The following is a 10,070-nucleotide window of genomic DNA, read 5'->3' as shown; positions in this document are numbered from 1 at the left end:
GTAGGGGCGCTCTCCGGTGCGGAGGGCGCCCCTTTCGTGTGCTGCCTTCGCTCGCGCTCGGCCCGTCGACGCTAGGGGGTGGCCTTGGCCAGCTTCAGGGCGTAGTCCGACCACCACTGGCCAGCCTTCGGCCCGCCCTTGCACTCGCCGTCCGACTCGCCCGGGCGCTTGACCCACAGGTACGCGTCGACCAGCGGGTCCGCCGTCTTCGTCGTCGGCGTCTCCCCGAGGGCCCGGCCGGGCGGGTTGCACCAACGCTCGTCCGGGTTGCCCTGGGTATAGGGGCCCTTGCCGTTGCGGCTGGTGTCGATGACGAAGTGCTTGCCACCGACCTTGGCGGAGAGCTGCTTGCCGTAGGCGATGGAGTCCTCGGTGGAGTAGAAGTTGGAGACGTTGACGGAGAAGCCGTCGGCCTGGTCGATGCCGGCCCACTTCAGCGGCTCGAAGATCTGGTCGGGGTTCTTCCAGCCGGCGTTGCCCGCGTCCAGGTAGACCTTCGTGTTCTTCAGGGACTTGAGCTTGCTGACGGCACCCTTGAGGAGGTCGTAGCGCTCCTCGTGGAACTGCTCCGGGGTGCAGCCGTCCACCAGGTGCAGCAGGGCGTCCGGTTCGAGGATGACCGTGGCGGAGCGGTCGCCGATGCCCGCCGCCACGCCGTCGAGCCACTGGCGGTAGGCGTTGCCGTCGGCGGCGCCGCCCTGCGAGTACTGGCCGCAGTCGCGGTGCGGGATGTTGTAGAGCACGAGCAGTGCCGTACGGCCGGCCTTGTCGGCGGCCTCGGTGAACCCCTTGGTCTGCTCCCGCGGGTTGTCCGGGCCGATCCACTCGGCGACCGGCTGCTCGGCGATCTTGCGGAGGTGCTCGGCGTCCTGCTTCTTGCCGGCCTTCTCCAGGGCGGCGACCTGCTGGGCCGCCGTGCCGTCCGGATTGACCCAGAACGGGGCCTTCTCCTTGGGCTGTTGAGTGATACCGGCGCCCGCGTCGGCTCCGTCCGCCCCGTCCCCTCCGTCACCGGAAGAACAGCCCGCGACCAGCAGTGCCGCCCCCAGCACCGCTGCGGACACCCGCCTTCCGGCGGCTGCCCCTACCCCCCTGCTGCCGTACATCCAACTCCCCCTTGGGCACACTGTTCCAAGTCTCAATCCTGACATACGTCGCGCAGCTCCCGTGGGAGCAAAGCCCACCAGCCCGTGACACACAGCCACCGAGCCGGGACTTGACGTTATTCAACCTCTAGGCCGGGGCGGCCCCCTGGTTCTAGAGTCTTCTCAGCAGGGCCCGGCCTCCGGCCAGAGCTTCACCCACCGTGGCTCCCGCGCCCTCCCGCGCAGCTCGCCGGGTTACTCCCGCAGCCCGTGCGCGCGCGGTCGAGGACCAGCCCGGTCGGCGACTTCAGGGGGAGCGGGTCGTCGACCGGGTTGGGTGGGCACCCCGAGGCCGCTAGGGCCGCAACGTGCCCTAGAGGCCCGTCCCCGTCAGGTACGCCGACACCACCACGTTCGCCGTGTAGCTGCGGGTCGTACGGTCGAAGCTGCCGCCGCAGGTGACAAGCCGCAGTTCGGCACGGCCCGACTCGCGGGGTCCGTAGGCCTGGTGGGCGTCGAAGTGGTCGCGGGTGAGAACCTGGACGGACTCGACGGTGAACTCCGCGACCTTGGCGTCGGCCCGGATCACCCGGATCGTCTGGCCCGGCCGCATGGCGCTGACCTTGTAGAAGACGGCGGGCCGGGTGTCGGTGTCGACGTGACCGACCATCAGCGCGGTGCCCGGCGCCCCGGGTGCCACGCCGCCCGCGTACCAGCCGACCACGCCCGGCTGGTCGTACGGGGGTGGATCGAGCGCGCCGCGCGCGTCCAGTCCCCGTGCCACCACGGGCGCCTGCACCCCGAGCCCGGGGATGTCGACGCGCTGGGGCAGCGCGTCACCCAACGGCCGGTGCTCGGGCGGCAGTTTCACGTCCGGGGGGCGTCCGGCGGCCGCCATGTCACCGGTCGTAGGGGCGGATATGCCGTGCCGTACGTCGGTCACCTCGCGGCCCCACAGCCACAGCCCGAGCAGCAGCGCCACCCAGGTCACGCCGGCCAGCAGCCGGCCGGTGCCGGAGGAGCGGCCCTTGATGCGTTCCTGGTCTCGATCCTGTTCGGACATGGTCAGTCCGTTCCACGGCTGCGGCGGACACCGCCCAGGGCGACGACCACCGCGGCGACGCCCGCGAGCACCAGGCCGGTCACCCCCTGCGCCGTGCCGGGACCGGCCCCGCGGTCCTCGGCGGCGACGAGGTCCGCCGCGCCACCACCGCCCGCCCGGACCGGGGCCACGGGCGAGGGGTGCGCGCCCGGTCGCCGGGGGGCGGACTGCTGCTGGTCCTCCCCGGGCGTGGACTGCTGCCCGTCACCTTCACCGTCCCCGTTTTCGCCGGGTGCGGACGACTGCCCACCGCCCTCGGGTACGGGCGGCTGGCCTACGGTGCCGGGTGCGGGGGGCTGACCGCCGGTCCCGGCGAGGTCGGACAGGGGCGGCGAAGGCTCGTCCGTCCCGGACGCCGACCGCCGCCGTCCCTCACCCTCCCGGACGGTGAACGTGCCGGCCCGTTCGGCGTCCCCGCAGCGGACCTGCACGACGTACGTCCCCGCGTCGAGCGTGGAGCGGACGCGGCTCTCGCCGACGAGGTCACCGTCGGCGACGGTGAGCCGCGCGTCCGCGACGAACGCCGCCGAGCGGGCGACGGCCGTTCTCTCCGCACAGCCGGTCACGCGGAGCGTGACGTCACTGCCGGGTGCGGGGGTCGCCGGGGTCACCGAGACGCCCCCTCCGTCCGCCGCGTACGCCGCCGGGGTGAGGACGGCCGCGACCAGGGCGCTCGTACAGACAGTGACTCTCAGGGAACCCATCGTGAACCTCCAGACGCCTGGAGCCTCCCCCGCACGGTGGGCCACCGCATCCTCAGGGAGGCGGCGGCTGCTCCGTACGGGTGGCGACGGGTTTGAGTCCCGGCCCGCTGCCTCCCGGGCTCAGACCCGGTCGACGAGGTCCGCGATGGAGTCCACGACCTGCGACGGCCGGTAAGGGAAGCCCTCGACCTGGTCGGGCCTGGTCAGGCCGGTGAGCACCAGGAACGTCTGCATCCCGGCCTCCATGCCCGCCAGCACGTCCGTGTCCATGCGGTCGCCGATCATCGCGCTGCTCTCGGAGTGCGCCCCGATGGCGTTCAGCCCGGTCCGCATCATCAGCGGGTTGGGCTTGCCCGCGAAGTACGGCTTCTTGCCGGTCGCCTGGGTGATCAGCGCGGCCACCGCGCCGGTCGCGGGCAGCGGGCCCTCGGTGGACGGGCCCGTCTCGTCGGGGTTGGTGCAGATGAAACGGGCGCCGCCGAGGATGAGCCGCACCGCCTTCGTCATGGCCTCGAAGGAGTACGTGCGGGTCTCGCCGAGGACGACGTAGTCCGGCTCGTGGTCGGTCAGGATGTAGCCGATGTCGTGCAGCGCGGTGGTCAGGCCGGCCTCGCCGATGACGTACGCCGACCCGCCCGGCCGCTGGTCGTCCAGGAACTGGGCGGTGGCCAGGGCCGAGGTCCAGATGCTCTCGATCGGCACCTCCAGGCCCATGCGACGCAGCCGGGCGTGCAGGTCGCGCGGGGTGTACATCGAGTTGTTGGTGAGGACGAGGAAAGGCTTTCCGGACTCGCGCAGCTTCTTGAGGAAGGCGTCGGCGCCGGGGATCGGGACGCCCTCGTGGATGAGAACACCGTCCATGTCGGTGAGCCACGACTCGATGGGCTTGCGGTCTGCCATGTGCGGGATCTCCTGCCGTACGCGTGCAGCGTGCGCCTTGGGGCCGGGCTCCCCAGCCTAAACAGTGGCCGGATCTTGGGGAATGGCCCGTGTACGGAGTCCCGACAGGCGGGACGGCTCCTCGCGGCCCAGCGGCCCGCGGCTCAGCGGCTCACCGGCGCCGGCGCGCGAGGAGCAGTGCCGCCCCGCCCCCGGCGAGCAGCATCGCCGCGGCGGCCGCGGCGACCTGACCGCCGGTTCCCGTACGGGCGAGTTCCTCGGCGAACGGGAGGCGGTCCTCGCGGGGCGGGACGGAGGCGTCGGGGTCGGGGTCGGGGTCGGAGTCGGAGTCGGGCTGGGCGTCGGTACCGCCGTCGGTCTCCGGCTCGCCCCCGTCGATCGGCCCGCCACCGTCGATGCCGAAGCGGTAGTCGTTCGACTGCCCGACCCAGTCGCCGTCGTCGTCGTGCCGCTGCACCACGGCGGCGTTGACGGTGACCTTGTTCGGTACGGCGTCCGAGGTGACCGCGAGCCGCACCTTCACGGAGACGGTCTTGCCCGGCCCGACGGTGAACCCGGCGAAGCGGTCCTCGTCGGCCGCGAACGCCCCGATGAGCTCGTCCTCACTCGTCTTCTCGAACCGCACGGGGTGTGCCCGCGCCCCCTCGAAGAACTCCAGCCGGGGCTGCGAGGGCTCCAGCGCCCGCTTGTCGTCGACGAGCACGACGACGGGGTGGATTCCGGTACACGGCCGGTCGGTCGTGTTGGTCAGCTCGACGTACCAGGTCCCGAACCCGCCCCCGGCCTCGTAGGCGCCGGGCCCGCCGTGGATGCGGGTGGTGAGCGGGAAGGTGTGGTCGTCGGGCGCGGCACAGGCGGGCGCCGGCTCGTCCGCGTACGCCGGATGAGCCCCGGCGAGCAGAACGGCGGCCGCCGCCGCGAGGCAGAAGTGAGCGGGCGTGCAGGGTCGCATGGAGATGTGACATTGCCGGATGGAGCCGAAAACCGGCCGACGTCGCCGGGAACACCCCCGAACGGCGGCGCGAATCCGCCCGGTCGGCGGACACCTCGGGCGACCGGACAGGGCCCTCAGCGGCGCCCCAGCGCCTTCGCACGCGAGTGGGCCCAGCCGGTCAGAGCGGGCCCAGCCGGTATTCGGCTCCGACCCCTCACCCGATCCCCCGCCCGAACACCGGCCCCAGCACCAGCTGAGCCGCCCCCACCGCGACGCCCCGCCCGCCGCCCGGCGCGACCCGCACCGGCACGGCGTCCTCCCCCGTCCGCCGCGCCCGGGCCTCCAGTACCGCACCGACTCCCCGCACGAACTTCTCCGGCGCCGCGGCCACCGTCCGGCCGCCCAGCAGGACCACATCGATGTCGAGGAGCCCGACCAGGTTCGCCGCGCCCGCTCCCAGCACCCGTGCCGCCTCTTCCACGTCCCCGCGCGCCACCGCACCGAGGCACAACGCCTCCACACAGCCCCGGTCGCCGCAGGTGCACGGCGGGCCGTCCAGCTGGATCACCTGATGGCCGAACTCCCCGGCCCCGGTCCGGGCTCCCCGGTGCACGCTCCCGCCGATCACCAGACCGGCCCCAAGGCCCGTACCGAGGTGCAGATACGCGAAGGAGCCGCCCTCGCCCCCGGCCGCCAGGCCGACCGCCGCCGCGTTGGTGTCCTTGTCGACCACGACCGGCACGCCGAGCCGCTCCGCCAGCGCCTCCCGCAGCGGGAAGCCGTCCCACTCGGGGAAACCGGTCACCCGGTGCAGCACCCCCCGGACGTGGTCGAGCGGCCCGGGCAGCGCCACCCCCACCCCGAGCAGGGAACCGGCACGTGCGAGGGGCGGCGACCCGGCAGGCAACGCCTCGGACACCGTGGCCCGGACAGCCTCGGGCTCGGCCGCACGGAGAGCCTCCGGCCCGGGCGCAGGGAGATCCTCCGGCCCGGGCGCACGGACAGCCTCCGCCCTCGTCCCCGGAACGGCCCCAGCCTCCGTCGCACGGACAGCCTCCGGCCCCGCCGCACGGACAGCCTCCGCCCTCGTCCCCGGAACGGCCCCAGCCTCCGTCGCACGGACAGCCCCGTCCCCCGTCACTCGGACGGCCCCACCATCCGTCGCACGCGCAGCCCCAACCCCCGTCACCCGGAGGGCCCCACCCTCCGCCGCCGGGACAGCCTCCACCTCCGTCAACCGCAAGGCTTCCGCCACCGTCGCCCGCACGGTCTCCGTCACCGCCGTCAGCACCGCCCCCGCACCGGCCCCAAGATCCAGCGCGGCCCGCCGCTCCCGCACCACCGTCCCGCGCAGATCCACGAGCACGGCCCGGACCTCGTCCCGGTCCAGGTGGACCCCCACCGCGTGCCCCGCCTCGGGCACCAGCCGCAGCACCGTGCGTGGCTTGCCCCCGGTCGAGGCGCGGCGCCCCGCCTCCGCCGCGAGCCCGTCCTCCCGCAAACGGGCCGTGATCTTGCTGACCGCCTGGGGGGTGAGGCCCGTCCGCTCCGCGAGTTCGAGCCGGCTGATGCCGTCGGGCCCGGCCGTCCGCAGCAGGTCGAGCACCAGCGCGGCGTTGTGGCTGCGCAGGGCGAGCAGGTTCGCCCCGCTTCCTGTCCCTCCGGCGCCGTGCATGCCGCCCACTCCGTCCGTACGGTCGTCCGCCCTGTTCACGCCCACGCCCTCCATTGTCCCCGGCGCTTGCACTTTGGCAACAGCGTTGCCAAAGTGGGTGGCATGACTGGCACACCCCTCGGCACGCCCGGCACGGGCGCCTCCGGCTCGCCCCTCCGCGTCGGCCTCGTCGGCTACGGCCTCGCCGGCTCCGTCTTCCACGCCCCGCTGATCGCCGCCACCGAGGGCCTCGCCCTCGACACGGTGGTCACCTCGAACCCCGAGCGGCAGCAGCAGGCCCGCGCCGAGTTCCCGGACGTGCGCCTGGCCGCCGACCCGGACGAGCTGTTCGACCGGGCCGCCGAGCTGGACCTGATCGTCGTAGCGTCCCCGAACAAGACGCACGTGCCGCTCGCGACCGCCGCGCTCCAGGCCGGTCTGCCGGTCGTGGTCGACAAGCCCGTCGCGGGCACGGCGGCCGAGGCCCGTGAGCTGGCCGCCCTGGCCGAGGAGCGCGGCCTGCTCCTCTCCGTCTTCCAGAACCGCCGCTGGGACAACGACTTCCTCACCCTGCGCAAGCTGCTGTCCGCGGGCGAGTTGGGTGACGTCTGGCGCTTCGAGTCCCGCTTCGAGCGCTGGCGTCCGAAGCCGAAGGGCGGCTGGCGGGAGTCCGGCGACCCCGCAGAGATCGGAGGTCTGCTGTACGACCTCGGCAGCCATGTCGTCGACCAGGCGCTGGTCCTCTTCGGCCCGGCGGCCGCCGTGTACGCGGAGTCGGACATCCGCCGCCCGGGCGCCGAGACGGACGACGACACGTTCATCGCGATCACGCACACCAACGGCGTCCGCTCCCACCTCTATGTCTCCGCGACGACCGCCCAACTCGGCCCCCGCTTCCGCGTCCTGGGCTCCGCAGCCGGCTACGTCAAGTACGGCCTTGACCCCCAGGAGGCGGCCCTGCGCGAAGGCCACCGCCCCGGTCCCGGCTGGGGCGCGGAGCCCGAGTCGCTGTGGGGACGCGTGGGTTCCGGCGAGTCCCCGGTCACGGGAGGCGGCCGGCCCGAACCCACCCTCCCGGGCGACTACCCCGCTTACTATGCGGCCGTGGCGAAGGCCCTGCTGGAGGGCGCCCCGAACCCGGTGACCGCCCTGGAGGCGGCCGCCGCCCTGGACGTACTGGAAGCCGCCCGTCGTTCGGCCCGCGAGAAGGTGACGGTGACCCTGTGACCCACAAGAGCAACCCCTCGCACAGCCAGGAGCTCACCCCGAAGTTCCACCCGGAGCTCACCCCGAGTCTGGAGGAGCTGGAGAAGGAGGAACGCCGCCTGGTGTTCCGCCAGTTCACCCACGACGACGCCTGGGCGCTCGGCTCGCTCCTCGTCGAGATGGCCCGGGAGCGGCAGGCCCCGGTCGCGATCGACATCCACCGCGCCGGCCAGCAGCTGTTCCACGCGGCGCTGCCCGGCTCCACGCCCGACAACGACGCCTGGATCGAGCGCAAGCGCCGGGTGGTGGAGCGCTACGGCTCCGCCTCCTACCTGGTGGGCGCCCGCTTCCGCGCCAAGGGCACGACGTTCGAGGAGTCCTCGCGCCTCGACCCCGACACGTACGCGGCGCACGGCGGTTCCTTCCCGATCACCGTCGAGGGCGCCGGCGTGATCGGCGCGGTGACGGTGTCCGGGCTGCCGCAGCTCCAGGACCACCGGTTCGTGGTCGAGGCCCTGGAGCGGTTCCTGGACGGCTAGTTGCTGTCGGAATCATCGGCGGCCCCCTCCGGTTGGCACCTGCAGTACGCATGATCGAGCATGGCGCCCAACCGGAGGGATCCCAACCGATGACCACCGCTCTGAAGGAAACCGTCGGCCGGTACGGCATCTGGAGCGTAGGCCTGCGCTCGGAGGACCCGGACCGGCGCGGCGAACTGACCGAGGCCGCCGCCGAACTGGAGGAACTCGGCTACGGCGCCGTGTGGCTGGGCGGCAACAGCTCCGCCGCCAACGCCGCCCCGCTGATCGAGGCGACCTCGAAGCTCACCGTCGGCACCAGCATCCAGAGCATCTGGCAGCACGAGCCGGACGCCGCCGCCACGGCCTTTGCGGAGCTGGAGTCGACCCACCCCGGGCGTTTCCTGCTGGGCCTCGGGGTGAGCCACGCCAAGCGTGTGGAGCAGTACTCCCGCCCCTACTCGGCCCTCGTCTCCCACCTCGACGGCCTGGACGCCGCCGGAGTGCCGGCCGACCGCCGCCTCCTGGCCGCCCTGGGCCCGAAGTCGCTCCGGCTGGCTCGCGACCGGGCGGCGGGCTCGATCCCGTACCTGGTCACCCCGGAGCACACCGCGCACGCCCGCGAGATCCTGGGCGAGGCCCCGCTGCTGGCCCCCGAGCTGGGCGTCATCCCGGAGACGGACCCGGCCCGCGCCCGCGCCCTGGCCCGCGAGTTCCTCGAGATCTACCTCCCGCTGCCGAACTACACCAACAACTTCCTCCGGCACGGCTTCACCGAGGACGACCTGACGGACGGCGGCAGCGACCGCCTCGTCGACGCCCTGTTCGCCTGGGGCGACGAGACGGCGATCCGCGCCAAGATCGACGCCTTCTTCGAGGCGGGAGCGGACCACCTCGCACTCCAGGTCCTGGACGGCGAGCCGCGCGACGCCCTCCCGAGGAAGGCGTGGCGCGACCTCGCGGCGCTGCTGGGCTGACCCTTCAGGGGCGCGGGGAACTGCGCGAACAACCACGACGAACCCGCAGTCGCGAACAATCCGCAGCTCCCCGCCCCTCAGGCGCTTTTGAACTCCTGCCGCTGCCGCCCGAGCCCCTCGATCTCCAGCTCCACGACATCCCCGGCCCGCAGGAACGGCTTGGGCTCGGGCGCCCCCAGCGCCACCCCCGCCGGCGTCCCCGTGTTGATCACATCGCCCGGGTACAGCGTCATGAACTGACTGAGATACCGCACGACCTCCCCCACCGGGAAGATCTGCTCGGCCGTTGTCCCGTCCTGCTTCAACTCCCCGTTGACCCACAGCCGCAGCGACAGCCGCTGCGGATCCGGCACCTCGTCCGCCGTCACCAGCCACGGCCCCAGCGGGTTGAACGTCTCGCAGTTCTTGCCCTTGTCCCAGGTCCCGCCGCGCTCGATCTGGAACTCCCGCTCGGACACGTCGTGCGCGACCGCGTACCCGGCGACATGCGCGAGCCCCTCCTCCGCGGACCCCAGGTACCTGGCCGTACGCCCGATGACGACGGCCAGCTCGACCTCCCAGTCGGTCTTGCGGGACGCGCGCGGCACGAGCACGGTGTCGTTCGGCCCGACCACCGTGTCCGGCGCCTTCATGAACAGGACCGGCTCGCCGGGCGGCTCGGCACCCGTCTCGCGCGCGTGGTCGTGGTAGTTCAGCCCGATGCAGACGATCTTGCCGATTCGCCCCAGCGGCGGCCCGATCCGCAGCCCGGTGGCGTCCAGTACGGGCAGCTCACCGGCGTCGACGGCGGCACGGACGCGGTCGAGCGCCGCGTCGTCCGCGAGCAGCGCCCCGTCGATGTCCGGCACCACGCCCGACAGGTCCCGCAGGGTCCCGTCGGCGTCGAGCAGTGCGGGCCGCTCGGCCCCGGCCGTGCCGACTCGCAGCAGCTTCATGATCACGTCTCCCTCGATCGCGGGCGCCCGCCGGAGGCCTGCGACCCGGATGCGG

10 protein-coding genes are annotated in these 10,070 nt (G+C 73.3%); 3 read left to right on the top strand and 7 right to left on the bottom strand.

Annotated features, from left to right (window positions below; translation table 11 throughout):
* Positions 1 to 71: 71 nt before the first annotated feature.
* The 6 genes from ACIBL4_RS10555 to ACIBL4_RS10530 all read right to left on the bottom strand — a co-directional run bounded on the left by ACIBL4_RS10555 (position 72) and on the right by ACIBL4_RS10530 (position 6,400).
* Positions 72 to 1,106: a glycoside hydrolase family 6 protein gene (locus ACIBL4_RS10555; protein ID WP_399408437.1), complete on the bottom strand. Its 1,035-nt coding sequence runs from the start codon at positions 1,104 to 1,106 to the stop codon at positions 72 to 74.
* 352 nt (positions 1,107 to 1,458) lie between these two features.
* The gene (locus ACIBL4_RS10550; protein ID WP_399408435.1) at positions 1,459 to 2,148 is read right to left on the bottom strand and encodes a class F sortase; all 690 of its coding nucleotides are present in this window, start codon (positions 2,146 to 2,148) and stop codon (positions 1,459 to 1,461) included.
* 2 nt (positions 2,149 to 2,150) lie between these two features.
* Positions 2,151 to 2,891, bottom strand: coding sequence for a hypothetical protein (locus tag ACIBL4_RS10545; RefSeq protein ID WP_399408433.1), 741 nt, complete (start codon positions 2,889 to 2,891; stop codon positions 2,151 to 2,153).
* Between the two features lie 120 nt (positions 2,892 to 3,011).
* Positions 3,012 to 3,791, bottom strand: coding sequence for an HAD-IIA family hydrolase (locus tag ACIBL4_RS10540; RefSeq protein WP_356024128.1), 780 nt, complete (start codon positions 3,789 to 3,791; stop codon positions 3,012 to 3,014).
* A 151-nt stretch (positions 3,792 to 3,942) separates the two neighbouring features.
* Positions 3,943 to 4,743, bottom strand: coding sequence for an LPXTG cell wall anchor domain-containing protein (locus ACIBL4_RS10535; RefSeq protein WP_399408431.1), 801 nt, complete (start codon positions 4,741 to 4,743; stop codon positions 3,943 to 3,945).
* Positions 4,744 to 4,939: 196 nt separating this feature from the next.
* On the bottom strand, positions 4,940 to 6,400 hold the full coding sequence (locus ACIBL4_RS10530) for an ROK family protein (RefSeq protein WP_399409315.1): 1,461 nt from the start codon (positions 6,398 to 6,400) through the stop codon (positions 4,940 to 4,942).
* Between the two features lie 102 nt (positions 6,401 to 6,502).
* On the opposite strand from ACIBL4_RS10530, the gene ACIBL4_RS10525 reads away from it, so the two are divergent.
* From ACIBL4_RS10525 to ACIBL4_RS10515, 3 genes are all read left to right on the top strand, one after another.
* Positions 6,503 to 7,606, top strand: coding sequence for a Gfo/Idh/MocA family oxidoreductase (locus ACIBL4_RS10525; RefSeq protein WP_399408429.1), 1,104 nt, complete (start codon positions 6,503 to 6,505; stop codon positions 7,604 to 7,606).
* Positions 7,603 to 8,124, top strand: a complete 522-nt coding sequence (locus tag ACIBL4_RS10520) for a heme-degrading domain-containing protein (protein WP_399408427.1) — start codon at positions 7,603 to 7,605, stop codon at positions 8,122 to 8,124. The genes ACIBL4_RS10525 and ACIBL4_RS10520 overlap by 4 nt, the downstream gene beginning before the upstream one ends.
* Before the next feature lie 89 nt (positions 8,125 to 8,213).
* Positions 8,214 to 9,080 (top strand): LLM class F420-dependent oxidoreductase, encoded by an 867-nt coding sequence (locus ACIBL4_RS10515; protein WP_399408425.1) that lies wholly within the window; start codon positions 8,214 to 8,216, stop codon positions 9,078 to 9,080.
* Positions 9,081 to 9,157: 77 nt separating this feature from the next.
* Here the strand turns inward: ACIBL4_RS10515 and ACIBL4_RS10510 are convergent, their stop codons facing one another.
* Positions 9,158 to 10,015 carry a fumarylacetoacetate hydrolase family protein gene (locus ACIBL4_RS10510; protein WP_399408423.1) on the bottom strand — a complete coding sequence of 286 codons (858 nt, stop codon included), beginning with the start codon at positions 10,013 to 10,015 and terminating at the stop codon, positions 9,158 to 9,160.
* Positions 10,016 to 10,070: the final 55 nt, after the last annotated feature.

Source organism: Streptomyces sp. NPDC050416 (assembly GCF_044458845.1).
In the GTDB taxonomy this organism is placed as follows: Bacteria; Actinomycetota; Actinomycetes; order Streptomycetales; family Streptomycetaceae; genus Streptomyces.
Note: the sequence above shows the minus strand (reverse complement) of the source record. Positions and strands in the feature narration are given on the sequence as shown.

Coding starts and splice junctions, on each gene's coding strand:
- ACIBL4_RS10555 (WP_399408437.1), bottom strand. CDS start 1,106: ATGTACGGCAGCAGGGGGGTAGGGGCAGCCGCCGGAAGGCGGGTGTCC.
- ACIBL4_RS10550 (WP_399408435.1), bottom strand. CDS start 2,148: ATGTCCGAACAGGATCGAGACCAGGAACGCATCAAGGGCCGCTCCTCC.
- ACIBL4_RS10545 (WP_399408433.1), bottom strand. CDS start 2,891: ATGGGTTCCCTGAGAGTCACTGTCTGTACGAGCGCCCTGGTCGCGGCC.
- ACIBL4_RS10540 (WP_356024128.1), bottom strand. CDS start 3,791: ATGGCAGACCGCAAGCCCATCGAGTCGTGGCTCACCGACATGGACGGT.
- ACIBL4_RS10535 (WP_399408431.1), bottom strand. CDS start 4,743: ATGCGACCCTGCACGCCCGCTCACTTCTGCCTCGCGGCGGCGGCCGCC.
- ACIBL4_RS10530 (WP_399409315.1), bottom strand. CDS start 6,400: ATGCACGGCGCCGGAGGGACAGGAAGCGGGGCGAACCTGCTCGCCCTG.
- ACIBL4_RS10525 (WP_399408429.1), top strand. CDS start 6,503: ATGACTGGCACACCCCTCGGCACGCCCGGCACGGGCGCCTCCGGCTCG.
- ACIBL4_RS10515 (WP_399408425.1), top strand. CDS start 8,214: ATGACCACCGCTCTGAAGGAAACCGTCGGCCGGTACGGCATCTGGAGC.
- ACIBL4_RS10510 (WP_399408423.1), bottom strand. CDS start 10,015: ATGAAGCTGCTGCGAGTCGGCACGGCCGGGGCCGAGCGGCCCGCACTG.